A 26,949-nucleotide genomic window follows, 5' to 3' on the forward strand; every position below is an offset into this window, starting at 1 on the left:
ACCGGATATGCGTGGCCGCGGGGGGCCGGGTCAGCCGTGGGCGTCCGGATCCGGTTCCTGTTTCGGCTCCGGTTTCGGTTCCGCCGCGGCCGCCGCGCGGCGCTCCCGCCACTCGCGTACGACCTCCTCGACGTCGTACGGCTTCCTGCCCAGCGGTGGGCCGGGCGGCGGCTTGAACATCATGTCGCGGATCCTGACGTTGACGTCCTCGATGATCCTGCGGACGATCCGCTCCGAAGGTGCCGTGTAGGCGGCCGCCAGCGCGTCCTCGGCCTCCTTGCGCAGGGCGAGCGTCGGCGGCAGCATCGCCAGGCCCTCACGGGCCATCTTCCTTTTGATCCACCACATCTCGTCGTACGACGAGTCCAGGCCGGCGGGCAACGGTTCGCCCAGGCCCGGGAGTTGGTCGAACTCGCCGCGCCGCTGCGCGTCCCCGATCTGCTTGTCGACCCAGGACTCGAACGGTACCCCGGGTGGCTTTCGCTCGGTCATGACTCCATTGTGCCGGACGCGGCCCGGCCGGGCGTTTTATCATGCGCCGGAGATCCAGTAAGGATTCAGGAAACCGCGCAGGGGGAACGCACGTGCTCGAACTCACCATGGCCTCCGTGTCCGGAGAAGCGGGCGAGACGGCCGGAATGCTCATGGCCGACGCGCCGAGCGACCCGGGCGCCGTGCTGCGGGTGGGCCGCGACGCCTCCGTCTGCCGGCTCGCCACGCCCGACGACTGGCTGTTCGTCTCCCGGGTGCACCTGGAGTTCCTGTGCGGGCCCGAGGGCGGCTGGCAGGTCACCTGGCTGCGCGGCTCCCAGCCCGAACCGTCCTCCGAGGTGCTGCTGAAGGTCGGGGAGTACGCCCAGGCCATCACGTACGGCGGGACCGTCGCGCTGCCCCGGGGCGGCTCCGGCGAGATCGTCGTCCGGGACCGCACCGCCCCGCGCAGCGTCAACGTGGGCTTCTACCACGAGGGTTGAGCCACGCCCTCGCGGTGACCCGGCCGGGTCAGTCGAGGACCCGCGCCAGTGCGAAGCCGTCGTAGCCCTTGCTGCCGACCGTCTGGATCGCCGTGCCGGTCAGCCTCGGGTGGGCGGCGATCAGCTCGATCGCGGCGCGAGTGCCGACCACGTCAGGTTCGGCGCTCTCCGCGTCGACGACCCGGCCGCCGCGCACCACGTTGTCGACGATGATCAGGCTGCCGGTGCGGGTGAGCCGCAGCGCCCACTCCACGTAGTGCGGGTTGTTGGCCTTGTCGGCGTCGATGAAGACCAGGTCGAAGGGGGCCGGGTTCTCGTCGGCGAGATTGGGCAGCGACTCCAGGGCGGGGCCGACCCGCACCTCGACGATCTTCTCCAGGCCCGCCCGGGCGATGTTGCGGACCGCGATCTCGGCGTGCCGGGGGCTGTACTCCAGCGAGATCAGCCTGCCGTCGGCGGGCAGGGCGCGGGCCAGCCAGATGGTGCTGTAGCCGCCGAGGGTGCCGATCTCCAGGATGTTCCGGGCGTCCTGGATCTGTGCGAGGAGCTGGAGCAGTTTGCCCTGGTTGGCGGTGACGTTGACGTGCGGGAGCTCGTTCGCCTCGCTTTCCCGCAGGGCCGCCTGGAGCGCCTCGTCGTCCGGTGACAGGTGGCTGGTGAAGTAGAAGTCGACGTCGTCCCAGAGCTGAGAGCCGCTCATGCGTCCGCTGCCTTTCGCCTATGCAGATGGCTGTCCGGTGACAGCTACCTGGATAGCACTACTGAGGCGGCGGGCGCGCCGGTGATCCACCGCCCCGGTGCCGGACGGAACTCAGCCGATCGGCGCAGGGGGCGTCGGCGGGTACGACGGCGGGGGCGGCGGCTCAACCGGCGGGGGCGGCGGGGGCGGCGGGGACGGGCGGCGGGAGCGCCGTACGACCGCCAGGGACGTGACCGCGACGACCAGCAGCAGCGTGCCGCCGACCGTCAGCAGCCACGCCGGCATCCCGGCCACCTCGCGCAGCCGGTCCTCGTAGATCACCTGCTGGAACGGGGTGTCCGAGGACGCCTGCCGCAGCACGTGGTCGGCGGAGATCCGGGACGGGTACGGGAACTCCTGGCCGATCGCCGTCAGGTACGGGGCGCCGGCGGCCAGCTCGGCCAGCTCGCCGGTGGGGCGGCTCAGACGGCCGGCGTAGACGACCCGCGGGGGATCGCCGCCGATCGCCGAGCGCGGCTCCATGCGGTGCGCGGCGAGGACGTACAGGCCCAGCGACTGCGGGGTGGCCGCCAGCCGGGACAGCCGCATCGGGTAGACGGGGCGTTCGCTGGCGAAGGCGAGGTGGAGCGGGTCGAGGGCGCCGCGCAGTGCGGTGTCCGCGGTCTCGGGGGCGAGTCTGACCGCGACGTACTCCCAGTGGTCCGCGACGTAGGACCGGAGCGCCGTGTTCAGGCGGGCCGGGAAGGGGAAGCCGTTGCTGCGCAGCCAGCCGCCGAGGGCGCTGGGGTCGGTGGCGGTCAGCTGGGCCACGTCGAACGGACCGAGCCGCTGGCGGTCGACGACGCCGACGCCGGGGGCGGTGGCACCGGCGCCGGGCGGGCCGGTGGAGGTGTCGTCGCCGGTGGTGAGGGGCCAGTCGCCGTCCTCGGGCCAGAAGTGGGAGCGGGTGCGGTGCACCGGGGCGGTGAGGGTGTGCAGCTGGTCGAAGAGGGCCGGGTCGGCGAGGGCGACGGTGGCGCGGTGCGGGACGGGCATGATCCAGCCGGCGGCGTCGGCGTCGCCGTCCACCGTCAGACGCATCACGATCTGTTCGCGGGTGCCGTCCCAGCGCAGTACGGATTCCTCGCGGCCGACGGTGACCTGCTGGGCGGCGTCGGGGACGAGCGCACCGCAGGCGCAGGCGAAGGCGGGGGCGGCGAGCCAGCCGAGCTGGATGCCGGCGAGGATGAGGAGGACCGCGAGCAAACGTGTGCGTCGGCGAGGTCTCCGCTGGCCGATCATGAACCGATGCCCTCCGCCTGTGTGTGGATCACCGACTGCAGACGGTATAGCGGAGGGCATGGTTCCTGCGCCTGTTCCGGACAGCCACCGTCTGTCCACCGACGGTACGCATGGGGGGTGCGGATCGTTCGAACAGTGCAGGTGGGTGGAGGCTGGTCGCGCAGTTCCCCGCGCCCCTTGCGGGGCGCCTGTAGTCACCTAGCCGCGGGCAGGCGTGCCGCAGGGCGGCACGGGTGGCACGGGTGGGCGCTGGGGGTCCCCCGGCCGAAGGCTGGGGGAGGCACCCGGCAAGCGCCGGTAAGCGTCCCCGCCCCGGCCTCAGGCCACGCCGACGTGCACCCGGAGCGAGCCGTCCGCCACCGCTTCCACCCGCACCCCGGTGAGGTCCCGCACCACCACGTCCGGCCCGTGCACCCCGGCCCGCGCCCCGACGCCCACGACCCGCATCCCGGCCGCCCGCCCCGCCACGATCCCCGCGCCCGAGTCCTCGAACACCACACAGTCCGCCGGAGCGACCCCCAGCTCCGCCGCCCCCTTCAGAAAGCCCTCGGGGTCCGGCTTGCTGGCGCCCACCGACTCCGCGGTCACCCGCACCGCCGGCATCGGCAGCCCGGCCGCGGCCATCCGTGCCGTCGACAGTGCCACGTCCGCCGAGGTCACGAGCGCGTGCGGCAGCCCCGCCAGGGACGCGAGGAAGGCCGCGGCGCCCGGGATCTCCACCACGCCGTCCATGTCGGCGGTCTCCTCCGCCAGCATCCGCGCGTTGTCCGCGAGGTTCTGCTTCACCGGCCGGTCCGGCAGCAGCACCGCCATGGACGCATGCCCCTGGCGCCCGTGGACGACCTTCATGACCTCGTCGCCGTCCAGCCCGTGCCGCTCGGACCAGCGCCGCCAGATGCGCTCCACGACGGCGTCGGAGTTGACGAGGGTGCCGTCCATGTCGAGCAGGAGGGCGCGGGCGGTGAGGACGGTGGCCGTCATCGGGCAGCTCCTAGTGCACAGGCCGAAAGCAGGCCGGGAAGAACAAGGCGGCCCCGCCCGCCGGTCAGGGAAAACGGGCGGGAGCCACTTTGTTCCTCCACGGTACAAAACAGAACGCCGATCCCGCCACCGCCTTCGCCGACCGTTCACCGAGTCTTCAGCTCGGCCGATCACACCGGACCGGGCCACAGCACGCCGGAACGGGTCACAGCACGCCGGAACGGGTCGCGGCACGGCGGAAGCGCCGGAACGGATCGCAGCCGCCGGACCGGGCCACAGCACACCGGAACGGGTCGCGGCACGCCGGAAACGCCGGAACGGATCGCAGCGCGCGGGAACCGCGCCGGAAACGCCGGCACGGGCCGCAGCGCGCCGACAGCCCGGGCGCACGCGGCAGGCCGGGCGCGCCGCGGGGAGCCCCGCCCGGCCGGGGCACAGTCGCGGGGAGCCCCGCCCGGCCAGGGCTCGGCCAGGGCTCGACCGGGGCGCGGCCGGGACGCGGCCCGGACGCGGGCGGCTCAGCCCGCGATCGCCTCCCCCAGGCTCCACACGCCCAGCGCCAGCATCAGCACCGCCGCGATCTGCGTGATCAGCCGCAGCGGCACCTTCTTCATCAGCGCCTTGCCGCCGACGATGCCGAGTCCGGCCACCGCCCACAGGCCGAGCACCGCGCCGAGGCCGACGGAGATCGGGTCGTCGTAGCGGGCCGCGAGGTTCGCGGTCATGATCTGCGTGAGGTCCCCGAACTCGGCGACCAGGATGAGCATGAACCCGGTGCCGGCGACCTTCCAGAAGGACTGGTCGGCCGGCCCCCGGATCTCCTCTTCCTCCTCGTCCTTCTTCAGCAGCAGCACGGCCGCGCCGCCGAGGAAGAGCACACCGGTCAGCGCGTGCACGATCTGCTGCGGGAGCAGGGTCAGGACGCTGCCGGCCGCGACGGCGAGCACGACGTGCAGCAGGAAGGCCGCGGCGACACCGGCGAAGACGTACGACGCCCGGTAGCGCGTGCCCAGGACGAGGCCGGCCAGCGCGGTCTTGTCGGGCAGTTCGGCGAGGAAGATGACGCCGAAGACGAGCGCCGTCACGGTGATGCTGATCAAGGGTCCTCAATCGGTCGGGGCCACCCCACCGAGAGCACCGCACTTCGCAGACGAACACCTCGGCACGGCAGCACACGATCACCCGTGCCGTACGACACAGGCGTGCACTGCTTGCCGAAGGTCTCGCTGGCGCCCCTGACCGAGATGGCCGAGGTCCGCCTCCGGGCGCCGGCTCAGACGAGCTGAGCAGTATGTCGACGGTCCGGCGAAGAGCTACTCCCCTTCAACGCCGTCAAGAGTACGTGACCACGCCACCGATCCCAAGGCCGGCGCCCCCACCTGTGAGTCACGTCGCACACCTTGTCGTGTCATGAACACGTCACTAGTTTCTTACCGAACGCTCACCCATCGGCAACACGGCAGCGCGAGCATTCCCTCGCTCGCGCTCCAACACCCCCACCCCACAAGGGAGTTCGCATGCCGAAACTCTACGCGCGTCGACGACTCAGCATACTCGCGGCCTTCACCGGACTCATAGCCTCCGCCGCACTGTTCAACTCCCCGAGCGCCTCCGCCGCCCTCCCCACCCCGGTCAGCGCGTCCACCGCCCGCACCTACCTCGCCTCGCTCACCGTGGCGACCGAGGTCAGGACCGGCTACGACCGCGACCTGTTCCCGACCTGGGACACCATCAGCGGCACCTGCAACACCCGTGAGTGGATCCTCAAGCGCGACGGTACGAACGTCGTCACCAACTCCGCCTGCACCGCCACCAGCGGCAGCTGGTACTCCCCCTACGACGGCGCCACCTGGACCGCCGCCTCCGACGTCGACATCGACCACCTCGTGCCGCTGGCCGAGGCCTGGGACTCCGGTGCCCGCAACTGGACCACCGCCCAGCGCGAGGCCTTCGCCAACGACGTCACCCGCCCGCAGCTCCTCGCCGTCACGGACAACGTGAACCAGTCCAAGGGCGACCAGGACCCGGCCACGTGGATGCCGTCCCTCACCTCCTACCGCTGCACCTACGTCCGCGCCTGGGTCCAGGTGAAGTACTACTACGGCCTCTCCGTGGACTCCGCCGAGAAGAGCGCGCTCACCAGCTACCTGTCCGCCTGCTGAACCGGCCGGCCGTCGCAGGGTCCCGCTTCCCCCGCGTTCCGGCCACGCGCCGCCCTCCTCGCGGCTCTCTCCGGCTCTCTTTCCGGCTCTCTCCGGCTCTCTTTCCGGCGTCGGAACCTCCCCGCCGACCTCCGTCGTTCCGTACCGTACGGGGCGACGGAGGCGAACCGACCGAGGAAGAGAGCGGGGCGATCGTGGCCGGACTGCGCCTGGGACCGCTGCTGAGGTACACCGACGGCTCGTCGGCGACCGTCTGGGTCGAGGCGAGCCGTCCGTGTACCGCCGAGGTCCGCTGCCCGGACGGCGCGGGCGGCACCGCGCGCACCTTCCAGGTGGCCGGCCACCACTACGCCCTGGTCCCGGTCACCGGTCTGACTCCGGGGACGTCACCGTCGTACGACGTCCTCCTGGACGGCACGCACGTGTGGCCGCTGCCCGACTCCCGTTTCCCGCCCTCGGTGATCCGTACCCGGACCGAGGACGACAGCCTGGACGTCGTCTTCGGCTCCTGCCGCTGGGCCGCGCCGCCCGCCGACGGCCACGACCCGGTCGGCCCGGACGCCCTGGACAGCCTCGCCGCGCGCATCGCCGCCGGCGGCCGACGGCCGGACGTGCTGCTGCTGTTGGGCGACCAGGTGTACGCCGACGAGACCTCCGCGGCCACCCGGCGCTGGCTGGCCGCCCGCCGCGGCCTCGCCGACCCGCCCGGCGCCGAGGTCGCGGACTACGAGGAGTACACCCGCCTCTACTACGAGTCCTGGCTGGACCCGGAGGTGCGCTGGCTGCTCTCCACCGTGCCCAGTTGCATGATCTTCGACGACCACGACGTCATCGACGACTGGAACACCTCCGCCGCCTGGCTGGCCGACCTGCGTGCCACCCCCTGGTGGCAGGAGCGGCTGCTCAGCGGGCTGATGTCGTACTGGGTCCACCAGCACCTGGGCAACCTCTCCCCGGCCGAGCTGGCCGCCGATCCCCTGTACGCCGCCGTGTGCGACTCACCGGACGGCACGGAGGAGTTGCGTGCCTTCGCCGCCGAGGCCGACGCCGATCCGGCCTCGGTGCGGTGGAGTTACCGGCGTGACCTCGGGCGGGTGCGGCTGCTGATGGTGGACACCCGGGCGGCGCGGGTGCTGGACGAGCAGAGCCGGGCCATGCTCGACCCCGGCGAGGCCGAGTGGCTGCGCGAACAGGCCCTGGACGGCCGGGAGTCGTACGACCACCTCCTGGTCGGCACCTCGCTGCCCTGGTTGCTGCCGCACCTCATACACGACGTCGAGACCTGGGACGCGGCACTGTGCCGGGGCGAACGCGGGCCCCGCTGGGCGAGGTTCGGGGAACGGTTGCGCCGCGCGGCCGACCTGGAGCACTGGGCGGCCTTCCCGGCGTCCTTCGCCGAGCTGGCCGCCCTGCTCGCCCGGACCGGCTCCGGGCCCGGGGCGCCCGCCTCCATCTGCGTGCTCTCCGGAGACGTCCATCACGCGTACGTCGCCGAGCCCGCGTGGCCCGCCGGGGCCGCCCCCGACTCCCCTGTGCTGCAACTCACCTGCTCCCCCGTCCACAACTCCGTGCCGCCGACGATCCGGGCCGGCTTCCGGTTCGGCTGGAGCGCCTTCGCCCGGTTCCTCGGACGGCGGTTCGCCCGGCACGGGCGCTGTGCGCGGCCGCCGGTGACCTGGCGGAGGAGGGGCGGACCATGGTTCGGCAACCAGCTCATGACGCTGACGCTGCACGGCCGTTCGGCCCGGCTGCGGCTGGAGCGGGCCCGGCGGAACGGGACCCTGGAGACCGTGGAGGAGTCCGTCCTCACCACCTCATGAGGGGGAATTGAGGGACAACTGGGGTGCGTGGGGCCCGCGTTGGCAACTGTTAACCGCGACGGCATGATGAGGCGGACCGTCCGCTTCCTGATCCCGTGCGGGCGGTGTTCCTGCCCTGCGCCCCCACCCGCCCGGGAGTCACGTCCTTGTCCTCCTCCCCCCACGAGTCCGCCCAGGAGCCGGTTCACGGGTCGGACCACGAGTCGGTCCGCGAGTCCCGGCCGGTCTCCGTCGCCCTGGTCGGCGCCGGCCCCCGCGGCACCAGCGTCCTGGAACGCCTCTGCGCCTCCGCCCCCGAACTGCTGCCCCCGGGACGGCGGCTCACGGTCCATGTGATCGACCCGGCGCCACCGGGTCCCGGCCGGGTCTGGCGTACGACGCAGTCGGCGCAGCTGCTGATGAACACCGTGGCGAGCCAGGTCACCCTGTTCACCGACGACAGCGTGGACTGCGCGGGCCCCGTCCTGCCCGGCCCCAGCCTGCACGCGTGGGCGGCCGGTGCACTGGGCCCCGACGACTACCCGACCCGCGCCCACTACGGCCGCTACCTGGAGTGGGTGTTCGCGCGGACGGTCTCCCGGGCACCGGCGGCGGTCCGCGTCGAGACGCACCGCGCCCGCGCCGTACGGCTCGACGACGCCCCCGACGGCCACCAGACGCTCACCCTCGACGACGGCCGCACGCTGGCCGGCCTGGCGGCGGTGGTGCTGGCCCAGGGCCACCTCCCGGCGACGGCGTCCGCCGGGCAACGCCGGCTCTCCGCCCACGCCGCCCGGCACGGCCTGCGGCACATCCCGCCCGCCAACCCCGCCGACGTCGACCTCGCCCCGCTCGCGCCCGGCGAACCGGTACTGCTGCGGGGCCTGGGCCTCAACTTCTTCGACCACCTGGCCCTGCTGACCACCGGCCGGGGCGGCCGTTTCACCCGCACCCCCGACGGCACCCTGCGCTACACCCCCTCCGGCCGCGAGCCCCGCCTGTACGCGGGCTCCCGGCGCGGCGTCCCGTACCAGGCACGCGGCGACAACGCCAAGGGCCCGTACGGCCGCCACACCCCGCTCCTGCTCACCCCCGAGGTGATCGCGGGCTTCCGCAAGCGCGCGGACTCCGGCGCGGCGCCCGACTTCCTCACGGAGATCTGGCCGCTGGTCGCGAAGGAGGTGGAGACGGTCTACTACGCGGCCCTGACCGGCGACCCGGAGTTCCCCGGGCGCTTCCTCGCGGCCGACGGCGAGCACGCGGAGACGGCCGTACTCCACGCCCACGGCGTGCCGGAGCCGGACCGCTGGTCCTGGGAGCGCCTCCAGCACCCGTACGGGGACCGGGAGTTCACCGGTCCCGAGCAGTGGCGGACCTGGCTCCTGGGGTATCTGCGCGAGGACGCGGCACAGGCCGCTCTCGGCAATGTGCGGGGCCCGCTCAAGGCCGCCCTGGACGTGCTGCGCGACCTGCGCAACGAGATACGGCTGATCGTCGACCACGGCGGCCTGGCCGGTGCCTCCCGGCGGGCCCACCTGGACGGCTGGTACACCCCGCTCAACGCCTTCCTCTCCATCGGCCCGCCCCGCCGCCGTATCGAGGAGCTCGCCGCGCTGTTGGCGGCGGGCGTGGTGGACGTGCTGGGCCCGGGGCTGGAGGTGGGCCCCGGGGACGGCGCCTGGGTGGCCCGCTCCCCCGCCGTACCCGGCTCGGCGGTCCGGGTGACCACCCTCGTCGAGGCCCGCCTCCCCGAGCCGGATCTGCGCCGCACCGCCGACGCGCTGCTGGCCGGGCTGCTCCGCGAGGGCGCGTGCCGCCCGCACGTGGCGGACGGCCACGAGACCGGCGGCGTCGACGTGACACCCCGCCCGTACCGCGTCGTCGGCCGTCACGGCCGCCCGCACGCACGGCGGTTCGCCTTCGGGGTGCCCACGGAGGGGGTGCACTGGGTGACCGCGGCGGGGGCCCGGCCGGGCGTGGACTCGGTGACCCTGTCCGACGCCGACGCGATCGCGCGGGCGGTACTGCGAACGGCCGCGGCGGAGCCGCAATCACGATCGGAGGCGGTCCCGGAACGCCCGACGGCGGCCGAACGGCACACACCGGTCACCGTATGACAGCACAGGACGACACATGACACCGCGCGACACCGTATGACACATGCCTGACCCACCGCCGATAACCCTTTGCCGAACATACGAAGCCCCCGTGACACTCCTGTCACACCCCCCGCGTACGCTGTATGGCTGTCGTCGGGGGGCGCATCAGGACAATCGCGGGGGAACCGTCGTGTGGGAAAGCATGGGGTCGCTGGAGGCCGGGCCATGGATATACGCCATGGTGGCCCTCTCCGTCCTCCTTGATGTGTTCCTGCCGGTCCTGCCGAGCGGCGTGCTGGTCATCACCGCGGCCACGGCAGCGGCGGCCGGCTCCGGCGCGTCGGCCGGACAGGTCCCGCCGCACGTCCTGCCGGACTTCCTGGCGCTGACCCTCTGCGCGACCACCGCGTCGGTCCTCGGCGACCTGGTCGCCTACCGGCTGGCCCGGCGCGGCGGCGCCCGCCTGGACCGCGCGATCGCCCGCTCCCGGCGGCTGAGCCGCGCGCAGGAACGTCTCGGCGACGCCCTGTCCCGAGGCGGCGGCGCACTGGTGGTGCTGGCCCGCTTCGCCCCGGCCGGCCGCTCGATCGTCTCCCTCGGCGCCGGCGCCACCCACCGCAGCGTCCGCGACTTCCTCCCCTGGTCCGCCCTGGCGGGCCTGACCTGGGCGGTCTACAGCGTCGCCCTCGGCTGGCTCGGCGCCCAGTGGCTGGGCGGAACCTGGCTGGCGACGGCGGTGTCGGTGGCAGCCCTGTTCGGCGCGGGAGCGGGCGCGGGGTACCTGATGCGAAGACGCCCTGCCTGAACCGCGCCGCGCCCACCCCGCAAGCGCCGGTGAGCGTCCCCGCCCCTCAGCTCCCACCCACAGCCGTCTGCCCCCGCACCTCCAGTCCCCCCAACAACGCGGCAGTGGCCTCGGCGACCGCATCCACCGCCCGCTCGAACACCTCCCGGTTGTGCGCGGCCGGCGCCCGGAACCCGGACACCTTCCGCACGTACTGCAACGCGGCAGCACGGATCTCGTCCTCCGTGGCCTCCTCGGCCAACTGGGGCGGACGCAGGGTCTTGATACTCCGGCACATGTCCCCAGTCTCCCGCAGACCCCCTCCTTCCTGCGAGGATCTTCCAGAGGCGGCCACCGTTCCCGGGGCCGACCGACGAGAGGACAACCCCATGCCGAACAGCCCCGCCGGCCCGGCCGGCCCGAACAGCCCGGCCACGCCGAACGCCCCCACCCCTCACCCCACCCCCACCCCCGCCCTCACCGTCGCCGTCCTCGGCCCCGGCGGTGTCGGCGGTCTCCTCGCCGCCCTGCTCTCCCGCTCCGGCCACCGCGTCCTCTGCCTCGCGGGCGAGGAGACGGCACACACGCTCCGTACCACCGGCATCCACGTCCGCAGCCCCCTGTTCGGCGACTTCACGGCCCCCGTCGAGGCCGACACGGCCCTTCGCGAACCGGTCGACGCCTGCCTCGTCACCGTCAAGGCCACCGCCCTGGACGCGGCCCTCACCCGGATCCCGCCCGCGGCCCTCGGCGACGCCCTCCTCGTACCGTTCCTGAACGGCGTGGAACACCCCGCACTGCTGCGCGCCCGCTACGCCCCCGACCGCGTGGCCCCGTCCGTGATCCGCGTCGAGTCGACCCGCACGGCCCCCGGCCAGGTCGAACACACCAGCCCCTTCACGGAGATCGACCTGGCCGGCGCCAAGGTCCCCCACCCCCGCCTGGAGTCCCTCGCCGAAGCCCTCACCGCCGCGGGCCCGACCACCCGCGTCCTGGACGACGAAACCACCACGCTCTGGGCGAAGATGGCGTTCCTCGCCCCGTTCGCCCTCCTCACCACCCGCTACGCCCTCCCCCTCGGCGAGGCCCGCACCCGGCACCGCGAGGAGCTGGCTTCCCTGGTGGCGGAGACGGCGGCGGTCAGCCGTGCCTGCGGCGCCCCCGTCGACCCGGCCCAGGCGCTGGCCCGGTACGACGCCTTCCCGCCCGCCGCCAAGTCCTCGATGCAACGCGACGCGGAGGCCGGCCGCCCGCTCGAACTCGACGCGATCGGGGGCGCGTTGCTGCGCGCGGCGGACCGGCACGGCGTACCGGTGCCGGTGACGGCCCGCATCGTCAGGGAGCTGCGCGAGGCCGGAAGCTAGCGGCTGCCGCGCCCAGGGGCACGCTCGGGGGTCCGGGCGGCGGCGACGAAGGCGGCCATCTTCTCGCGGCTCTTGACCCCCGGCGCGGTCTCGACACCGCTGGAGACGTCCACGCCGTAGGGCCCGAACGCCTCGATGACACCGGCGACGTTGTGCTCGTCGAGGCCACCGGCGATCACCACCTTCCCCGGCACCTCCCCGACCCAGTCGGGGATGTCCGCGAACACGCCGCTGCCGGCGCTGGCGTCGTAGAAGAAGTACTGGAGCGCCTCCGGCCTCTCGGGCGGGGTGCCGGAGGCGAGGGCGAGGTTCGGGATGTCGGCCGTCTCATAGATCTGGATGACGTCGAAGTGGTCGGCGACGGCGGCCGTCTCGGCGTGGGTCAGGGCCACGGCGAAGACGGGGATCCGTCCCCGGGCATGGTCGGCGAGCGCCACGGCCCGTTCGGGCGGGCAGTACCGCTTGCTCTTCGGGGTCACCACGATCCCGACGGCGTCGTACCCCAACTCGACGGCCCAGTCGATCTGCTGCTCCTGGGTGAGCCCGCACACCTTCACGAACGCCGCCTGCCGCTGCCCGCTCATCCTGTACTCCCTGCTCCGTTCTCCCGCCCGGCGGGAACCCGATCGTGTGCCCCAGCTTCTCAGTCTTCACCCCCGGGCGTTGTCAGTGGTGGCTGACAGGATCACCGGCATGACGGACACGAGCGGCGACTGGCGGTCCCTCCTGGTGCGGTGGAGCCAGGAGTGGGCGGACGCGCAGGACGGGGACGGGCCGGCACGGGACGAAGAGCCGATGCGGACACGCTGGCTGGGGTTCCCGCCCGCGCCGGAGGACCGGATACAGGCCCTGGAGGAGCGGCTCGGTCACCGGCTGCCGCCGTCGTACCGGACGTTCCTCGCGGTGAGCGACGGCTGGCGGCACGCGGGCGGTTTCGTCTGGGTGCTCGCCGGCACCGGCCAGATCCACCCGCACGAGGACGCGGCGGGCCTGTCCGAGTACTTCCCCGGGGAACTGGACGACGACCCCACCCCCGAGGACCAACTCCTCGCCGGGATGTGGGAGCGGGCACTGCAGCTGGACGTCGAGTCGGACGCCGTCTACGTCCTGCTGGACCCGGGGGACGTGGACGAGGCTGGTGAGTGGGCCGTGTACACGTGGGCGCCGTGGCACGGAGACGTACCGACGCGGTACGGATCGTTCCGTATCTTCATGGAGGCGATGTACCGCCAGTTCCACCACCTGGCGGTGAGCAACTCAGAGCGGGGCGGGCCGGTGTTCGACAACACGACGACACGGGCCCTGGACGCGTCCGTGACGGACGCGCGGCTGGACGCGCTGGGCGGCAGGTACGAGCAGGCGGCGACGGCGCTCGCGGACGCGGTCGCCTTCGGCAGGCCACGCGCGCCGGGGCTCCACGACCAGATCCGCCGGCTGCTCGGGGAGACGTACCTGGTCTCCTTCCGCGGCCTGACGGCCGACCCGGCGTACGCCCCGGAGATCCTGCCCGTATTGGCGGCCGAACACGCCCGCATGCGCCGGGACGGCGACCTGGCGGCCCACAACCTGCCGGGCGCCTCCGAAGCGATACGCAAGGCAGCGGCCGACGTCCTGCGGCAGATACGGGAAGGCACCTACCGATACACCGCCGACGGCCCCTTCGGCCGAGCCGTCGAGGAGGCCCGGGAACTGGCCCGCTGGGGCGACACGGACGCGGCCTGGCACACCCTGCGCGCCGCCCTGCCCGACTGGCGCCCGCTCGGCCCCGAGCACCTCGCCCCGGTCGGCCTGCTCGCCGACCCGCTCCTCGGCCCCCTGATCACACCGGACCGCGGCCGGGAACTCCTCGCCACACCCCGTGCCGGACAGCCCGGCGACACCCCGCCGCCCACCGCCGACCTGGACCCCCCGGGCCTGGCCTGGCTGGCCGACGAATCCCCCGGCACCCTCGTGGCCTCGTACCGCTTCCTTCTCGTGGAAACCGTGGCACCGCCCCGCCTGCCGTCCCTCATCACCGCCACCGCCACCACCAGCGGACCCACCGCCCTCAATGCCCCGGCGACACCGTGGGACGCCCGGATGCGTTTCCGCGCCGCCGAGAGCGTCCCGCCCTGGGCGGACACGGCACTGACCGCCGTCGGCCGGGCGGGCCCCGGCTGGAGCTTCGCGTTCGAGGCGCGGCCGGGCGGCAGCTTCGATGAACGGCGCTTCGTCTCCCCGGGCCTGGCCGCCTCCCGGGGCACACGCACGGTCACGGTGTGGAGCGAGCCGCCACGCGACCAGCGCCCCGGCCTCTTCTTCCTGTCCGTCGCCGAGAACGGCGAGGAACGGTACGGCTTCACCGCCCACGGCACCAGGACCGAGCATCGGGGTCCCGTCCCGGAGTCCCTCCGCTTCCCGCCGGACGGCCCCGACGAGCACCGGCGGCACGAGCGCCGCACCCTCGAAGCGCTCACGACCGAACTCGGCGTCCGCCTACCGCGGTTCGCCCTCACCCAGGGCCGCCTGCACACCCTCCGCACCCGCCCCTGGAACCGCGCCCCGGGCCCGGGCGAGGCGTACCTCACCGTCCGCTTCGTGCCGCACCGGCCGTAGCGGAGTCTCCCGCCTACGCCCCTGAGCTGCTGCTCGCGTCACCGTGGCGGGGACGGACCCGTGTCGGACGCGTCCACGGTATGAGTGCCGGGACGCGGACGCGGTAGGCGTCGTAGGCGGTCCCGAACCGGCCGGCCATGAGGGCGTCCTCGGTCCGCACCCGGCTCAGCAGCCACGGCACAGCGACCGCCAGGGCGGCTGTCCAGACGCCGAAGCCGCAGGCCAGCATGGCGCCGACGACCAGCCCCAGCAAGCCGGTGTATATGGGGTGGCGGACCAGGCGGTAGGGCCCGTCGGTGCGCAGTTCGTGATGCTCCTGGACCGTCGGGACGCTGGCCCACATGGTGCCCAGGACCCAGCGGGCCCACAGCAGCAGAGCGGTGGAGGCGACGGCGAGCAGTGCGCCCAGGAGCGCGAGCTCGGGCTGCCAGTACTGCAGACGGTGCCAGAACCCGCCGGTGCGCCCGACCAGCCAGGAAAACAGCCACGCACCGGCGACCAGCAGAACCCGGCGGGGCAGCGTGCGGCGCAGTCCACGCAGCCAGCCGCGCGCACCAGCCTGGCTCTTCATACCGAAGTAGACGGCACCCACGATCCAGGCCACGACGAAGACCAGGACGCAGACACCGGTGAGTGCGACAAGTCCCGAGTGCAGTGATCCCATGCCCCAAGGCTCCTCCCGGCACCCGGTCGATCACCACCACCCACGGGTCGATGGACAGAACTCCACCCACGAAGGCCGGGTGGGGACGTCCGGTCGATGCCTCCGCATCGGCGGAGTCCCGGTCCGGTCTCGGTATGAGGGCGGGACCGGCGGAGGGGGCGGCTCCGGGAGACGCTGCCGCGATGGACGGGGGAATCAGGCGGTACGCGAAGTGGGCCGGGGACGTGGTCGCGGCGGCGGTCATGGTGGTGTTCGAGGCGGTCGCACTGTTCGCGGTCATGCTGGGGTTGTTCTGGTTCACGCGCGGGGCGACGTGGGTCACACCTGCCTGCCTGGGAGGCCTCGCCGTGTGTGCGGGGATCATCGCGGCGGCGTCGTGGAGCACGCGGATGTGGGTCATGGCGACGGTACAGGGGCTGGTCACCGGGGGTTGCGTGGTGATGCTGCTGATCGGCCTCACCGGTGGGTTCCGGTGACGGAGCGCCCGCCAGCCCCGCGCATCGAACACATGAACCCCACGAACAAACTCGCCACCTAAAATCGAACAGGCGTACCATTGCCGCGTGGCTGCGACCTATGACTTTCCGAGTGACCTCCTCGCCGGTCAGGAGGAGCTGCATCAGGTCCGGGCCGAGCTGTCGGCCCTGCTGAAGCGGCTTCCCTGGTCGGTCGAGCCGCTGGACGGATTCAGCGACGAGGGCGGCTGGCGCAAGGTGGAGCGCCCCGCCTCCCCGGGCTGGACCGAGGACGAACAGGCGGAGGTGGAGAAGCTGCGCCGCCGCGAGCACGAACTCGCGGTCTTCGTCAGCGGCCACCGCTTCTGGGCGGAGGTCACGGCCCCGGACCGCATGGACGCCCGAAGCCGCCTCAAGCACGCCCACGAGACGGACTGAGAACAGAAAAGGACCCCGGCCGAGGCGGCCGGGGTCCTCTGTTCACGTGGGCGCGGACGGTTTCGAACCGCCGACATCCTGCTTGTAAGGCAGGCGCTCTACCCCTGAGCTACGCACCCGAGACGAGTCGACAGCCTACATTGCCAGGGGCGCTGTCCCGCAAACCCGTATCCGGACCGAGCGCGGACACCCGCGCCGGCCAGCCGTGCGTGCCCTCGCTGCACCGGTGTTCCCGAGCCCTCCCCGGTTGATCGTCCTTACCGCGAACTGACCGGCCCGTGTGTTCGTCTTTCACGAGTGGGAGAATTGCAGCAACCGCCAGGACACAGGGCGCACCGCGGTACGGGAGAGGGAGCAGTGACGGGGACATCGGCGACTTCGGCGGTATCCGATCGGTCGTACTCGCCTCCCGTACGGGCCCGGCGCACGCCGCTTCGGGATGTTCTCGGGCTGGTGAGCCTGCCGTTGCTGGCCGTGCTGGTGGTGCCGGGGTCGTTCGCCGGTGGCGGGACCCGGCGGTGGTTCGGGGGGCGGGCGGAGAGCCAGCGGGCGGAGGCCCAGGCGGCCAAGGACGCCGCGGCCGCCGCGTTCTACGAGCTGGACACCGCCCAGCGGGATCTGCGGATCTCGATAGAGACCATCTCCGCCGTCGACGACTCGCCGGCGGCCCGTCGTGCCGTCTCGGACTTCGAGGCGCTGGGGCGGCGGATCGACGAGGTGAGCAACCGGTACATCGAGGCCATCGACGCCTACGACCTGGACCGGGACGATCTGGAGGCCGGGGTCGCGGCGCGGGCGCGTGGGCAGATCTCCGGGGCGAAGGACGAGCTGGTCCGGGTCAAGGGGGAGCTGGACCGGTTCGGGGAGTCACTGGGGCCGTTGCTCGGGAAGGCCGAGACGCAGTTGGCGCGGCTGGCGCCCGCCGTGGAGCGGGCCCGGCAGGCGCTGCTGGCGGCCAGCAACGCGCTCGATGCGGTGCGGAGGACGCAGCTCGGGGCCGATGACCTGGCGGCCCGGCTGGCCGCGCTGTCGCCCGAGCTGACCAGGCTCAACCAGGGTGCGGGCCAGCACGGTGTGCAGGCGACGCTGGAGCGGGCCGGGCGGGTGCAGCGGGAGGCCGAGGCGATCCGGGTCGAGGCGGAGCGGCTGCCGGAGAGGGCCGCGGAGATCGATCACCGGCTGGTGAGCCTGCGGACCCGGGCGCAGGCGCTGACCACCCGGGCCGGGCAGGTGGATCCGGTGCTGAGCGAGCTGCGGCGGCGGTTCTCGGCGGCGTGCTGGCAGGATCTGCAGCAGGTGCCGCAGCAGGCCGTGGAGAACGTCCGGCAGGCCGAGGTGAAGCTGCGGGAGGCGCAGGCCGCGCGGGACGCGCAGAAGTGGGCGGACGCCACCTCGCTGCTGTCCACGGTGCGGGCGCTGCTCAACAGTACGGACGAGGCGGTGTCGGCCGCCGGTGACCGGCTGGGCAGGCTCAACGCGGTGCAGAAGGATCCGCAGGCGGAGATCGATCGGACGCGGTTCGCGATCCGGGACGCGCAGCGGCTGGCGATGGCGGGGCGGACCAGTCCGGATCCGCAGCACGCGCGGCTGCTTGACGACGCGGTGGCGCGGCTGGACCGGGCGGTCGGGACGCTGGAGGGGCGGCATCCCGACTACTGGCACTTCCTGACGGAGACGGAGGCGGTGCGGCAGTCGGTCGCGCGGGCGGTGGCGCAGATCCGGGAGGACCGGGGCACCGGTCACCTGTGAGTCAGTGAGCCTGCGTGCGTGTATGCGTCTGTGCGTGTGTGCCTGTGAGCCGTTGCCGTCCTCCCGGTGCGGGCGGATATTGGGAGGGCGGTCCGCAATCCAGGCCCGCAGTCCAGATGGGGAGGCGGAGATGGCCTCACACGCAGCGCACTCGGGGACGTCGGGGACCTCGCGGCGGCGGATCGTCTTCGACGAGGCACTGCCCGTCGACCACCGCCTGAACAGGGTCTACCGGATCGGGGCGGGCCTGATGGGCCTGTTCCTGCTGGCGTTCGGGATCCTCGGGCTGACCAACAACATCGGTTTCTTCGACACGGGCGGGAACAGCGCGATCGGTCTGAACACCAACGGTGCGCTGAGCGTGCTGTCGATCTGTGTCGGGCTGCTGCTGTTCGCCGGGATGGTGATCGGCGGGAACTTCGCGTCCACGCTGAACATGGTGCTGGGTGTGCTGTTCATCCTGAACGGCTTCCTGTTCCTGGGCCTGCTCGACACGGACTCGGACTTCCTTGCCTTCAAGATCCAGAACGTGCTGTTCAGTTTCGTGGTGGGCCTCGTGCTGATGGTGTTCGGGATGTACGGCCGGGTCAGTACGAACCTGCCGCATGACAACCCGTACTGGCGGGCCCGCCACCCCGAGGCGGAGCAGCGGGCCGAGCCGGAGGCTCAGGTGCGGTAGGCGTAGTAGTACGCGTTCGGGTACGACGCGATGAGGCTCGCCAGCGACCTGCGGTAGGTGTTGTTGGAGTGGTATGTCACATACGGGATGCCGTTGGCCTTGTACGTGACGATCATCGTGTGGTCCTTCGACCCGTCCCGGTCGAAGTCCATCTGGATGACGTCGCCGACTTCCGCCTGGTAGACGTTGGCGAGCGGGGTGGTCCGCTTGGAGTTCTGGGCGAACCAGGACCACTCGTTGACGCCGACGAACGAGTCGGACTGGATGTCGGCGGTGCCGAACCACTTCGTGTAGTCGTAGACGTAGCCCGGGACGTGCTTCCAGCCGCCGGCCTTGAGTGACTGGCTGACGAAGTTGGTGCAGTCGCCGCCGTCCGCGTGCCCGTTGAAGTTCGGGTAGGCGGTGTTGTAGTTGCTCCAGTACGTCTCGGCGTAGGTGGCCATCGCCTTGTAGTCGTACGTGCCGCCGGTGAGCGTCTTCGGCACGGCCACCGGGTTGCGCGTGGTGGCCGCGCGGGGGGCGTCCGGCGTGGTGTTGCCGTCGTCGCCGGTGGCGGGCGCCTTGACCGAGGGCTTGGACAGCGTGTTGACGGCGAGGCCGCCGTCGTCGGTGTCCTGGATGTTCGTCAGCTGCCAGGTGCCCTGCCGGTCGGCCTTGAAGGTCAGCTCGTGGTGGGCCTGGAAGCCGGTGGTCTTCGGCGTGCCGGAGGCGGCCTTGGTGTAGGTCAGCGTCGTGGTCTCGGTGACGTCGGCCTTGGCGGTGCGGCCGGTCACGCGGGTCGCGTCGAGCGTGACCTGGGTGCTGCCGGCGCTGTACTTCTCGCCGGCCTTGGCGATGCTGTTCTGGCGGCCGCGCAGCTGGGTCAGCGCTGCGTCCTCGTCGCGCGACTGGGTGCTGGAGAGGCGGACGTCGCCGGAGAAGCGGGACGTCTGCTGCTTCTGCGAGGCACCCTGCACGAGGGCCTGGGTGCGGTCGGTGAAGACCGCGTCGGCCAGCTTCTGGAAGGTCGCCTTGGTCGCGGCGTCCACGGTCGGGTCGTCGACGACGGCCGCGCCCGCGCTCCAGTTGGGCACGAGGGCGACGCCGGCGACGACCGAGGCGGCCGCCGCCGTGACTATGGCCGCACGGCTGCGCTTACGGCTCAGTTTTCTGGATTTCAATGATGTTCCCCTCTACGCCGGTACACCTCTACCGGGCGACGGCATCTTCGCACGGCGTGTGTGACTCCTGTGAAGGGGGTTGCACGATTGGAATCCGCTTGCTGCCGCGTCGAATTGAACCGGCCGCGCGGGGTTGGTACGGCACTCACTTCACGATGCTCGACCAGTCCGACGGGGCCTGGGCGGGGTCCAGGGTGCGCAGCCGGGCGAGGGTGGCCGGGTCCTGGGCGTCCATCCAGTCGGCGAGTTCCTTGAAGGAGACGCACTTGACGCCCTTCTTGGTGCAAATCTTCGGGATGATCTGGTCGATGGCCTTCATGTAGATGCTGCCGTTCCAGTCCTCGAAGTGGTTGCCGATGAACAGGGGGGCGCGGCTGCCGTAGTAGACGCGGTTGAAGCCGTTCATGTAGGCGTCGACGGTCTGCTGCTCCCAGGTGGCGTACTGGGACGGGTCGCCGTCGGTCTCGCCGTTGGACTGGTTGTAGAGGAAGTTGAAGTCCATCGAGAGGGACTGGATCTTGTCGCCGTACGGCACCATCTGGAGGGGGAAGTTCCAGAGGCCGTCCTTCTTGGAGGGCCATATCTGGAGGTCGCCCGGGGAGCTGGCGTCGTACTTCCAGTTGTAGCCGTACTTCTGCAGGGCCTTCAGCAGGTTGGGCTGGCCCTCCAGGCAGGGGGCGCGGCCGCCGACGACCTCCTGCTTGAAGTCGAAGGGCAGGGCGGGGATGTCCTTGAAGCCGGTGTTGGTCTTCCAGTTCTCGACGAACTTGTAGAACTGGTCGATCTCGCTCTTCCACTGCGCGACGCTCCACTCGCCGCCGCCCTTGGCCTCGCAGAAGTGGCCGTTGAAGTGGGTGCCGATCTCGTTGCCGTCGTTGTAGGCCTCGCGGAGCTGTTCCAGGGTGGTGCGGATGTGCTCGTCGGTGGCGTAGTCGATGGCGGCGTCGCCGGGCTGGTGCATCGGGCCGGTGTAGAGGCTCTTCTTGCTCTTGGGCAGCAGGTAGATGCCGGTGAGGAAGAAGGTCATGTGGGCGTTGTACTCCTTGGCCATCTCCCGGTAGTGCGAGAAGAGATGGTCGGAGCCCTCCAGCGCGCCGTCCCAGGAGAAGACCACGAACTGGGGTGGCTTCTCGCCCGGCTTGAGCTTCACGGGCTTCAACTGGTCCTTCTGCGGCCCGGTGTACGACGTCGAGCCGTCGCCGAGGATCTTGGTCTTGCCGTCCCACTTCGGCGAGGCCGACGCGGACGGGGAGGCCTTGGTGGTCCCGGCGGCGGTGGGCGCGGTGTCGTCCTGTCTGGTGAGCACCAGATAGCCCGCGACGAGGGAGGCCACGACCAGGAAGGCGGCCAGGGTCATGACCTCCGGGCGGGCGGGACGGCGGTCACGGGCGGGCGCCTTGCGGCGGTGGCCGCCGGTTGTCGGCTTCGTGCGGGGCTTCATGCTCGGCTCATTCTGCGGGTGGGTGGCGTGGGGAGCGTCGGGGCCTCGGGGGTCAGTCGAGGCCCATGGCCTGTGCCCAGACCGTGTAAGGGACGTTGTCGGTGCCGGATCCGGCGATTCCCTTGAGCGGGAGCGGCTCCAGGGACTTGTTCAGGTCGATGCGGTAGACGACGACCGACGTCGTCACTTTCGAGAGCGTGCCGGTGTACCAGGCGGCGGTGTCCTTGCCGCCGGCGTAGGTGCTGCCGGCCTTCCCGGCCGCCGCGTTGGTGAGCGCGGGGGTCGGATGGGCGAGGCGGAACGATTCGGTGAGTGCCTGTTCGACGTCCTCGGCCACGTCGTCGCGGACCGCGCGGGTCGGCCGGGTGGTGTCCATGACGACCCGGTGGCCGTTACGGGTGATCTTGGAGACCGAGTACGGCTCGGTGTGGTCGCCGCCGGCGGCGAAGGTGGCGTATCCGCTCGCCATCCGGATCGCGCTCGGTGTGGAGCTGCCCATGGAGAGCGCGGGCACCTGGGGTCCCATGCTCTCGGAGAGCAGTCCGGAGGCCACCGCGGTGGAGCGCACCTTGTCGAGTCCGGTGTCCACGCCGAGTTGCATGAAGGGGGTGTTCACCGACTGGGCGAGGGCGTTGGCCAGGCTGATCTGCCCGTAGGACTTGTCGTCGTCGTTCTTGGCGTAGACCTTCTTGCCGCTGCGGTCCCAGTACGGTCCGTCGGGTGTGGTGACCGTGACCTTGTCGTCGCCGTCGTAGAGCGTCTCGGGCAGGACGTCGGTGGCGGCCCCGCCGCGTTCCTTGTGGATGCCGTTCTGGAGCCCGGCCGCATAGACGAACGGCAGGAAGGCGCTGCCGGCCGGGACGGTGGTGGCGTTGGACTCGTTGTAGCCCTGGGTCCGGTGGTCGGGTCCGCCGTACACGGCGACGATCCGTCCGTCGGTGGCGACCGAGGCGGCGCCGTAGTGGGCGGCCGCGGCGTTCTTGGGGTCGCTCGCCTTGGCGTCCTTGCGGGCCTTGGTGACGGCCTTGGTGAGGGTGCCTTCCTTCTTCCGGTCGAAGGTGGTGTAGATCTGGTATCCGCCCAGGTCGAACTGTTTGTCCGAGATGTGGGCGGACTTCTTGGCGTACTGCTGGGCCAGTTCCACGAGGTAGTCGCTCTGACTGCCGGTGTCGTACACCTTGTTGGTCGCGATCGGTTCGGGGAACTTCGTGTACTTGGCCCGCTCGGCCGGCGACAGCTTGCCGATCTTGACCATCCGGTCCAGGATCCAGGACCAGCGTTCGACCGCCCGCTTGTGGTTGGCCTTGCTGAGCGTCGGGTCGTAGAGCCCGGCGCCCTTGAGCAGGGAGGCGAGCATGGCGGCCTGGCTGGCGTTCAGCTGGCCGACGTCCTTGCCGTAGTAGGCCTGGGCGGCGCGCTGGATGCCGTACGTCCCCCGGCCGAACCAGCTGGTGTTGAGGTAGCCCTCGAGGATCTGGTCCTTGCTCATCTTGTTGTCGAGCTTGAGGGAGATCATCGCCTCGGTGAATTTACGGCTTACCGTCTGGTTCTGCGTGAGATAGACGTTTTTCACGTATTGCTGGGTAATGGTCGAGCCGCCCTCGGTGTCCCCTTCGCCGACCGTGCGATAGAGGGCCCGGGCTATGCCTTTGACCGATATACCGGGGTCGGTGTAGAAACTCTCGTTCTCGGCCGCGAGCACCGCCCAGCGGACGTCCACGGGTATGTCCTTGAGCGGCATGTCCTGCCGCTGCACCCAGCCGGTCCGGGCCATCGGTGTCCCGTCGGACCAGAAGTAGACGTTGTCCTGCTGGGTGGCGTACGTGTTGAGGTTGCTGGGGATGTCCGTCGCCGCGTAGGCCACCACGAGGAACAGCCCGGTCAGCCCGATGCTCCCCAGCCAGGCCCCCAGCCACTGCCGCCAGGACGGCACCCAGCGCCGCCAGCCGGTCCGGCCGGGGCGCGGGTACATCGGCCGCAGCTTCCGCGCGTACGGCAGCAGGGGCTCGATGCGGGGCCCCACGAGAGCCCCGATCCGCTCCCGGACGCCGACGACACGCTCACGCGTGGAGGGCCGCGCGCTGCGCCGCCGCTCGGCACGGCCGCCCGAGGCCGCCGACTCCGGCTCCGGCCGGCGCTGTTCGGGCACCCGGATCTGCATCGTGACGTCCGCGCGCAGGGCGCCCACGTTCAGATGCAGGGTCTCGTCGTGCACCGGCAGATCCTGCTTCTTCCCCCGCGCCCCCTCACGAGACGCCGGGGTGTCGCCCGCGCCGCGGCGCGCACCCTCTTTCTCCCCCGTCTTCGCGGCGTCGGTCTCGGCGGCCCGCAGGGCGTGCAGCTCCTTCCACAGAGCCTCCGCCTTGCGCCGCGCGGCCTCCTGCGCACGCTGAGCGTCGTCGCCCTTCTGCCACAGAGCGTGCTCCGCGCGCAGGCCGTCGACGTTCAGATGCAGGGTCGCGTCCGGCTCGAACGGCTTCCGATCCCGGGATCGGGCCTGGTCACGGCCGCCCTCCGGGTCGCCCGTCCGCTCCGATGCGTCCGTCACGACTGCGTCTCCCCTCGCACTCGGTCTTGCGCGCGTGGTCGGACACGACGGGGGGCAGGGCCGCGGTGGGCGCGGCGCTACGAGCCCCCCTCTTCCCCCGGTCTTTCGGCTCCTCGCGGCCAGCTCAAATTATCAGCGATCTTTTCAAAATCTCCGCACAAGTATCGGACAGAAAGGAACACTCATGAAATTCTGAGGTGAAGTGATGCCCATCACTCTCGCATCACTGCCGCTAGCCTGTCCCTCATGCCCCGCTACGAGTACCGCTGCCGCACCTGCGGCGACACATTCGAACTGTCCCGCCCCATGGCCGAGTCATCGGCTCCGGCAGCATGCCCGGAAGGGCATCAAGACACGGTAAAGCTCTTGTCGACGGTGGCGGTGGGCGGCTCGGCGTCCGCGCCCGCCCCCCGCTCCGGCGCCCCCGCCGCCTCCGGTGGCGGTTGTTGCGGCGGCGGCTGCTGCGGCTAACTCCCCTGCCGGACCGTCTTCAGGAATTCGCGCAGGATTCGCTCACCGGCGAGCACCCCTCGCTCGGGCAGCGCGGCGATGGCCGGCCCGGTCCACCCGGCGTCGGCCAACTCCCCGTGCCCCGGCCGCCAGCCACGGTCCGCGGCCAGCAACAGGTCGGCGTCGAGCAGCGAGTCCCCGGCGGCCACCGTCAGCTCGGCCCCGGTCCGGCGCGCGACCTCCCGCATGGCCGCGCTCTTCGTCAGCGGCTTCGGCACGGCGTAGATCTTCCGGCCCTGCAGCGACACCGTCCAGCCGCGGTTCTCCGCCCACACCGCGAGGCTCTTCACCCACTCCTCGGGCAGCAGCTCCCGCTCGACGACCAGGTAGGCGAACAGGTCCTCGGCGACCCGCTGCTTGCGCAGCCACACCGGATCGGCCTGCTCCGCCAGATACGCCCGCACCTCGTCCAGCGGGGCGCACTCGTCGGCCAGCCGCGCCAGCACCCGTCCGTGCCAGTCCGCGTCGGACACCCCGTCGACCAGCAGATGCCCGCCGTTGGCACAGATGGCGTACTGCGGCGCGGGCCCCGGCAGGTTGATCCGCTCGTACTGCTTACGGGTCCGCGTCGTGGTCGGCACGAAGACGGCCGCGTCCCCCAGCTCGGTCAGCAGCTGCGCGGCCGTCTCCGTCATGTACGACAGCGGCCTGGCCTCGTGGACCTCGACGCAGAGCAGCCGGGGCGCCCGCGCGTCCGGCATGGTCAGCGCCAGGGCACCCGCGGAGTAGATGAGCGTGCGGTCGAGGTCGCTCGCGACGAGCACCGCCATCAGACGTTCACCGCCCGGCCGTCGGCGCCGGTCGCCCCGCGCGTGTACTTCGGGTGGATCAACCCCACGCAGGTGTACGGCAGTTCGCCGACCTCCTCCACCGGTACCCCTCTCTGCTCCGCAAGCAGCCGCACATGGTCGAGGTCGGGGCCCGCCCCGGCCCGCGCCAGGATCTTCCAGGGCACCCGGCGCAGCAGCACCCGGGTGGTCTCGCCGACGCCCGGCTTGACCAGGTTCACGTCGTGGATGCCGTACTCCTCGCTGATCCGCTCCACGGCCGCCCAGCCCTCCCAGGTCGGCGCCCGGTCGGCGACCGCCAGCTCCTTCACGGCCGCGTCCACGGGGTCGACCACCTCGGCGAACCGCGCCGCGACCGCGTCCAGGAAGGCCACCGACACGTCGGCCCCGGCCAGCTCGCGGTAGAACTTCGCGCCGTGGAAGTCGTCGGGACCCACCAGGTCGGCCCGCAGCACGGTCCGCGAGATCAGCCCGGAGACGGTCGAGTTGAGGCACGCGGAGGGGATCAGGAAGTCCTCCCGGGTGCCGTACGTCCGCACACACGACCCGGGGTCCGCGAGCACCGCGATCTCCGGGTCGAACCCGGAGACGCCCGCCCGCTCCTCGAACTCCTCGACCGCGTCGGCCAGTTCCCGGGTGATCGCGCCCTTCCCCGTCCACCCGTCCACGAACACCACGTCCCGCGGGTCGTGGTGGGCGGCCAGCCAGCGCAGCGCGTTGGCGTCGATGCCGCGGCCGCGCACGATCGACACCGCGTAGTGCGGCAGGTCCAGGCCGTACCGGAACTGCGCCCAGCGGCGCATCAGGACGCCCACCGGGGTGCCGGCCCGCGCCAGCGACACCAGCACCGGCCGCGGCGACCGCTCGGCCAGCACGGTCTCGGTGACGACCCCGACGGCCTGCGCGAGCCGCGCCGCGGAGGCCTCCAGGGCCGTGTGGAAGAGGGCCTGGTACCGCTCGCTCGGCTGGTACTCCACCGGCAGCGACTCGGCGTAGTGCGCGCCGCCGCTCTGGATCGCCTCCTCGCGCTCCTCGGTCGGCGCCTCCAGTGTGACGTCCGAGAGGTCCTGGAGCAGCCAGCCGACGTCCTCCGCCGGGTACGAGGAGAAGGCGGGGCCGCGGAGGGGCTCGGGCAGCATGGCGGGGCTCACTTCGGGTAGCGGGGGGACGTACGACGGTACAACCGCGAGCAGGACGTGCGGGGCATGCGCGCCGAGCCGGTCGAGCAGGCCGTCCGGGGCGTGCAGTTCGGGGGTGTCGCCGGCCGAGTCGACGAACAGGACGACGGCGTCGAAGCCGGCGCCCGCGACGTTGTACGCGTAGCGCTCGCCGGGGCCGTCGGCGGGGTTGTCGTGGGCCGAGAAGACGAGCCGGCTGCGGATGGCGTAGCCGGGGTCGTCGACGGCCAGGACGGGTGACCGGGTGGTGGTCGAGTACCGCACCTCCGCGGTGACCAGGGCCTCCAGCTCGCGGGCGACCCTGAGGGGGGCGTACATCAGCTCCTCGAAGCCGAGCGTGAGCACGCGGCGGGCGTCGGCGGGGAGCGCTTCGGCGACCCGCGCGGCTATCAGGGGGAGGGCCGTTTCGAGGCGTATGCGGTGGGCCGGGGTGAAGCCGTGCCGTCCGCCGTCGGGGAGGCCGGGGGGCCAGTGCAGGTCGATGCGGGTGAGGTGGCTGCGGTGGGGGGTGGTCCGGTTGTCGTCCGGGTGCGGGCCGGTGGGGGCTGGTCGCGCAGTTCCCCGCGCCCCTTGAGGGGGTTGCCCTGGACCCCCCAGGGG

The 26,949-nt window shown here is 72.0% G+C and carries 25 protein-coding genes and 1 tRNA gene; 12 read left to right on the forward strand and 14 right to left on the reverse strand.

All coding sequences use genetic code 11. The annotated features are described in order from the left end of the window. Nucleotides 1-30: 30 nt before the first annotated feature. Nucleotides 31-492 carry a DUF1992 domain-containing protein gene (locus tag ACFWPQ_RS27820; RefSeq protein ID WP_384040269.1) on the reverse strand — a complete coding sequence of 154 codons (462 nt, stop codon included), beginning with the start codon at nucleotides 490-492 and terminating at the stop codon, nucleotides 31-33. Between the two features lie 92 nt (nucleotides 493-584). Between ACFWPQ_RS27820 and ACFWPQ_RS27825 the strand changes: the two genes are divergently transcribed. Further along, on the forward strand, nucleotides 585-974 hold the full coding sequence (locus tag ACFWPQ_RS27825; RefSeq protein WP_361296071.1) for a hypothetical protein: 390 nt from the start codon (nucleotides 585-587) through the stop codon (nucleotides 972-974). A gap of 28 nt (nucleotides 975-1,002) precedes the next feature. Here ACFWPQ_RS27825 and ACFWPQ_RS27830 read toward each other — a convergent pair whose 3' ends face one another. From ACFWPQ_RS27830 to ACFWPQ_RS27845, 4 genes are all read right to left on the reverse strand, one after another. Further along, nucleotides 1,003-1,674: an O-methyltransferase gene (locus ACFWPQ_RS27830; protein WP_384040273.1), complete on the reverse strand. Its 672-nt coding sequence runs from the start codon at nucleotides 1,672-1,674 to the stop codon at nucleotides 1,003-1,005. A gap of 111 nt (nucleotides 1,675-1,785) precedes the next feature. Beyond that, complete coding sequence (locus tag ACFWPQ_RS27835) at nucleotides 1,786-2,919, reverse strand: DUF2330 domain-containing protein (RefSeq protein WP_384040276.1); 1,134 nt, start codon at nucleotides 2,917-2,919, stop codon at nucleotides 1,786-1,788. A gap of 354 nt (nucleotides 2,920-3,273) precedes the next feature. Continuing rightward, nucleotides 3,274-3,936 carry an HAD family hydrolase gene (locus ACFWPQ_RS27840; protein ID WP_384040279.1) on the reverse strand — a complete coding sequence of 221 codons (663 nt, stop codon included), beginning with the start codon at nucleotides 3,934-3,936 and terminating at the stop codon, nucleotides 3,274-3,276. A 518-nt stretch (nucleotides 3,937-4,454) separates the two neighbouring features. After that, complete coding sequence (locus tag ACFWPQ_RS27845; protein WP_384040282.1) at nucleotides 4,455-5,036, reverse strand: TMEM165/GDT1 family protein; 582 nt, start codon at nucleotides 5,034-5,036, stop codon at nucleotides 4,455-4,457. A 417-nt stretch (nucleotides 5,037-5,453) separates the two neighbouring features. Here ACFWPQ_RS27845 and ACFWPQ_RS27850 point away from each other — a divergent pair, with 417 nt between their 5' ends. The 4 genes from ACFWPQ_RS27850 (at nucleotide 5,454) to ACFWPQ_RS27865 (ending at nucleotide 10,801) form a co-directional block, all read left to right on the forward strand. Continuing rightward, nucleotides 5,454-6,098: an HNH endonuclease family protein gene (locus tag ACFWPQ_RS27850; RefSeq protein WP_384040284.1), complete on the forward strand. Its 645-nt coding sequence runs from the start codon at nucleotides 5,454-5,456 to the stop codon at nucleotides 6,096-6,098. 194 nt (nucleotides 6,099-6,292) lie between these two features. Further along, nucleotides 6,293-7,918, forward strand: coding sequence for an alkaline phosphatase D family protein (locus ACFWPQ_RS27855; protein WP_384040287.1), 1,626 nt, complete (start codon nucleotides 6,293-6,295; stop codon nucleotides 7,916-7,918). 236 nt (nucleotides 7,919-8,154) lie between these two features. Further along, entirely contained in the window at nucleotides 8,155-10,014 is a 1,860-nt protein-coding gene (locus ACFWPQ_RS27860) for an FAD/NAD(P)-binding protein (RefSeq protein WP_384040344.1), read from the forward strand. Nucleotides 10,015-10,186: 172 nt separating this feature from the next. Beyond that, complete coding sequence (locus tag ACFWPQ_RS27865; protein WP_384040290.1) at nucleotides 10,187-10,801, forward strand: DedA family protein; 615 nt, start codon at nucleotides 10,187-10,189, stop codon at nucleotides 10,799-10,801. A 46-nt stretch (nucleotides 10,802-10,847) separates the two neighbouring features. On the opposite strand, the gene ACFWPQ_RS27870 is transcribed toward ACFWPQ_RS27865, so the two are convergent. Further along, complete coding sequence (locus tag ACFWPQ_RS27870) at nucleotides 10,848-11,078, reverse strand: DUF2277 domain-containing protein (RefSeq protein WP_361296101.1); 231 nt, start codon at nucleotides 11,076-11,078, stop codon at nucleotides 10,848-10,850. Nucleotides 11,079-11,169: 91 nt separating this feature from the next. Between ACFWPQ_RS27870 and ACFWPQ_RS27875 the strand changes: the two genes are divergently transcribed. After that, entirely contained in the window at nucleotides 11,170-12,144 is a 975-nt protein-coding gene (locus ACFWPQ_RS27875) for a ketopantoate reductase family protein (RefSeq protein WP_384040293.1), read from the forward strand. Here the strand turns inward: ACFWPQ_RS27875 and ACFWPQ_RS27880 are convergent. Further along, nucleotides 12,141-12,728 (reverse strand): hypothetical protein, encoded by a 588-nt coding sequence (locus tag ACFWPQ_RS27880; protein WP_384040296.1) that lies wholly within the window; start codon nucleotides 12,726-12,728, stop codon nucleotides 12,141-12,143. The genes ACFWPQ_RS27875 and ACFWPQ_RS27880 overlap by 4 nt on opposite strands. 109 nt (nucleotides 12,729-12,837) lie before the next feature. Here ACFWPQ_RS27880 and ACFWPQ_RS27885 point away from each other — a divergent pair, with 109 nt between their 5' ends. Further along, nucleotides 12,838-14,739, forward strand: coding sequence for an SMI1/KNR4 family protein (locus ACFWPQ_RS27885; RefSeq protein ID WP_384040299.1), 1,902 nt, complete (start codon nucleotides 12,838-12,840; stop codon nucleotides 14,737-14,739). Nucleotides 14,740-14,752: 13 nt separating this feature from the next. On the opposite strand, the gene ACFWPQ_RS27890 is transcribed toward ACFWPQ_RS27885, so the two are convergent. Further along, on the reverse strand, nucleotides 14,753-15,403 hold the full coding sequence (locus tag ACFWPQ_RS27890) for a methyltransferase family protein (protein WP_384040302.1): 651 nt from the start codon (nucleotides 15,401-15,403) through the stop codon (nucleotides 14,753-14,755). Between the two features lie 182 nt (nucleotides 15,404-15,585). Between ACFWPQ_RS27890 and ACFWPQ_RS27895 the strand changes: the two genes are divergently transcribed. Both ACFWPQ_RS27895 and ACFWPQ_RS27900 read left to right on the forward strand, forming a co-directional pair. Beyond that, nucleotides 15,586-15,879 (forward strand): hypothetical protein, encoded by a 294-nt coding sequence (locus ACFWPQ_RS27895; protein ID WP_384040305.1) that lies wholly within the window; start codon nucleotides 15,586-15,588, stop codon nucleotides 15,877-15,879. An 87-nt stretch (nucleotides 15,880-15,966) separates the two neighbouring features. Continuing rightward, nucleotides 15,967-16,296, forward strand: a complete 330-nt coding sequence (locus ACFWPQ_RS27900; RefSeq protein ID WP_293997776.1) for a hypothetical protein — start codon at nucleotides 15,967-15,969, stop codon at nucleotides 16,294-16,296. A 47-nt stretch (nucleotides 16,297-16,343) separates the two neighbouring features. Here the strand turns inward: ACFWPQ_RS27900 and ACFWPQ_RS27905 are convergent. Further along, nucleotides 16,344-16,415: transfer RNA gene (locus tag ACFWPQ_RS27905), tRNA-Val, on the reverse strand. Between the two features lie 238 nt (nucleotides 16,416-16,653). On the opposite strand from ACFWPQ_RS27905, the gene ACFWPQ_RS27910 reads away from it, so the two are divergent. Both ACFWPQ_RS27910 and ACFWPQ_RS27915 read left to right on the forward strand, forming a co-directional pair. Then, entirely contained in the window at nucleotides 16,654-18,045 is a 1,392-nt protein-coding gene (locus ACFWPQ_RS27910) for a hypothetical protein (RefSeq protein ID WP_384040308.1), read from the forward strand. 130 nt (nucleotides 18,046-18,175) lie between these two features. After that, nucleotides 18,176-18,724 (forward strand): DUF4383 domain-containing protein, encoded by a 549-nt coding sequence (locus tag ACFWPQ_RS27915; protein ID WP_361296117.1) that lies wholly within the window; start codon nucleotides 18,176-18,178, stop codon nucleotides 18,722-18,724. Here the strand turns inward: ACFWPQ_RS27915 and ACFWPQ_RS27920 are convergent. From ACFWPQ_RS27920 to ACFWPQ_RS27930, 3 genes are all read right to left on the reverse strand, one after another. Next, the gene (locus ACFWPQ_RS27920; protein WP_361296120.1) at nucleotides 18,712-19,884 is read right to left on the reverse strand and encodes an amidase domain-containing protein; all 1,173 of its coding nucleotides are present in this window, start codon (nucleotides 19,882-19,884) and stop codon (nucleotides 18,712-18,714) included. The two genes, ACFWPQ_RS27915 and ACFWPQ_RS27920, sit on opposite strands and share 13 nt — an antisense overlap. Nucleotides 19,885-20,029: 145 nt before the next feature. Next, complete coding sequence (locus tag ACFWPQ_RS27925; protein ID WP_384040313.1) at nucleotides 20,030-21,325, reverse strand: hypothetical protein; 1,296 nt, start codon at nucleotides 21,323-21,325, stop codon at nucleotides 20,030-20,032. A 52-nt stretch (nucleotides 21,326-21,377) separates the two neighbouring features. Beyond that, entirely contained in the window at nucleotides 21,378-23,486 is a 2,109-nt protein-coding gene (locus ACFWPQ_RS27930; protein WP_384040347.1) for a transglycosylase domain-containing protein, read from the reverse strand. Nucleotides 23,487-24,119: 633 nt separating this feature from the next. Between ACFWPQ_RS27930 and ACFWPQ_RS27935 the strand changes: the two genes are divergently transcribed. Continuing rightward, nucleotides 24,120-24,344 (forward strand): zinc ribbon domain-containing protein, encoded by a 225-nt coding sequence (locus ACFWPQ_RS27935; protein WP_361296126.1) that lies wholly within the window; start codon nucleotides 24,120-24,122, stop codon nucleotides 24,342-24,344. Here ACFWPQ_RS27935 and ACFWPQ_RS27940 read toward each other — a convergent pair. Both ACFWPQ_RS27940 and ACFWPQ_RS27945 read right to left on the reverse strand, forming a co-directional pair. After that, nucleotides 24,341-25,153, reverse strand: a complete 813-nt coding sequence (locus tag ACFWPQ_RS27940) for an HAD family hydrolase (RefSeq protein ID WP_384040317.1) — start codon at nucleotides 25,151-25,153, stop codon at nucleotides 24,341-24,343. The genes ACFWPQ_RS27935 and ACFWPQ_RS27940 overlap by 4 nt on opposite strands. Next, nucleotides 25,153-26,949 (reverse strand): cysteine protease StiP domain-containing protein (locus tag ACFWPQ_RS27945; protein ID WP_384040320.1); only part of this gene is annotated, 1,797 nt, incomplete at its 5' end. The genes ACFWPQ_RS27940 and ACFWPQ_RS27945, both read right to left, overlap by 1 nt.

It is taken from the genome of Streptomyces sp. NPDC058464 (genome assembly GCF_042721035.1).
Taxonomy (GTDB): domain Bacteria; phylum Actinomycetota; class Actinomycetes; order Streptomycetales; family Streptomycetaceae; genus Streptomyces.

What these genes read in the sequence shown, in the direction of transcription:
- ACFWPQ_RS27875 (WP_384040293.1), top strand. Translation starts at nt 11,170, where the DNA reads ATGCCGAACAGCCCCGCCGGCCCGGCCGGCCCGAACAGCCCGGCCACG.
- ACFWPQ_RS27870 (WP_361296101.1), bottom strand. Translation starts at nt 11,078, where the DNA reads ATGTGCCGGAGTATCAAGACCCTGCGTCCGCCCCAGTTGGCCGAGGAG.
- ACFWPQ_RS27895 (WP_384040305.1), top strand. Translation starts at nt 15,586, where the DNA reads ATGGACGGGGGAATCAGGCGGTACGCGAAGTGGGCCGGGGACGTGGTC.
- ACFWPQ_RS27850 (WP_384040284.1), top strand. Translation starts at nt 5,454, where the DNA reads ATGCCGAAACTCTACGCGCGTCGACGACTCAGCATACTCGCGGCCTTC.
- ACFWPQ_RS27940 (WP_384040317.1), bottom strand. Translation starts at nt 25,153, where the DNA reads ATGGCGGTGCTCGTCGCGAGCGACCTCGACCGCACGCTCATCTACTCC.
- ACFWPQ_RS27935 (WP_361296126.1), top strand. Translation starts at nt 24,120, where the DNA reads ATGCCCCGCTACGAGTACCGCTGCCGCACCTGCGGCGACACATTCGAA.
- ACFWPQ_RS27880 (WP_384040296.1), bottom strand. Translation starts at nt 12,728, where the DNA reads ATGAGCGGGCAGCGGCAGGCGGCGTTCGTGAAGGTGTGCGGGCTCACC.
- ACFWPQ_RS27930 (WP_384040347.1), bottom strand. Translation starts at nt 23,486, where the DNA reads ATGCAGATCCGGGTGCCCGAACAGCGCCGGCCGGAGCCGGAGTCGGCG.
- ACFWPQ_RS27830 (WP_384040273.1), bottom strand. Translation starts at nt 1,674, where the DNA reads ATGAGCGGCTCTCAGCTCTGGGACGACGTCGACTTCTACTTCACCAGC.
- ACFWPQ_RS27915 (WP_361296117.1), top strand. Translation starts at nt 18,176, where the DNA reads ATGGCCTCACACGCAGCGCACTCGGGGACGTCGGGGACCTCGCGGCGG.
- ACFWPQ_RS27840 (WP_384040279.1), bottom strand. Translation starts at nt 3,936, where the DNA reads ATGACGGCCACCGTCCTCACCGCCCGCGCCCTCCTGCTCGACATGGAC.
- ACFWPQ_RS27885 (WP_384040299.1), top strand. Translation starts at nt 12,838, where the DNA reads ATGACGGACACGAGCGGCGACTGGCGGTCCCTCCTGGTGCGGTGGAGC.
- ACFWPQ_RS27925 (WP_384040313.1), bottom strand. Translation starts at nt 21,325, where the DNA reads ATGAAGCCCCGCACGAAGCCGACAACCGGCGGCCACCGCCGCAAGGCG.
- ACFWPQ_RS27820 (WP_384040269.1), bottom strand. Translation starts at nt 492, where the DNA reads ATGACCGAGCGAAAGCCACCCGGGGTACCGTTCGAGTCCTGGGTCGAC.
- ACFWPQ_RS27890 (WP_384040302.1), bottom strand. Translation starts at nt 15,403, where the DNA reads ATGGGATCACTGCACTCGGGACTTGTCGCACTCACCGGTGTCTGCGTC.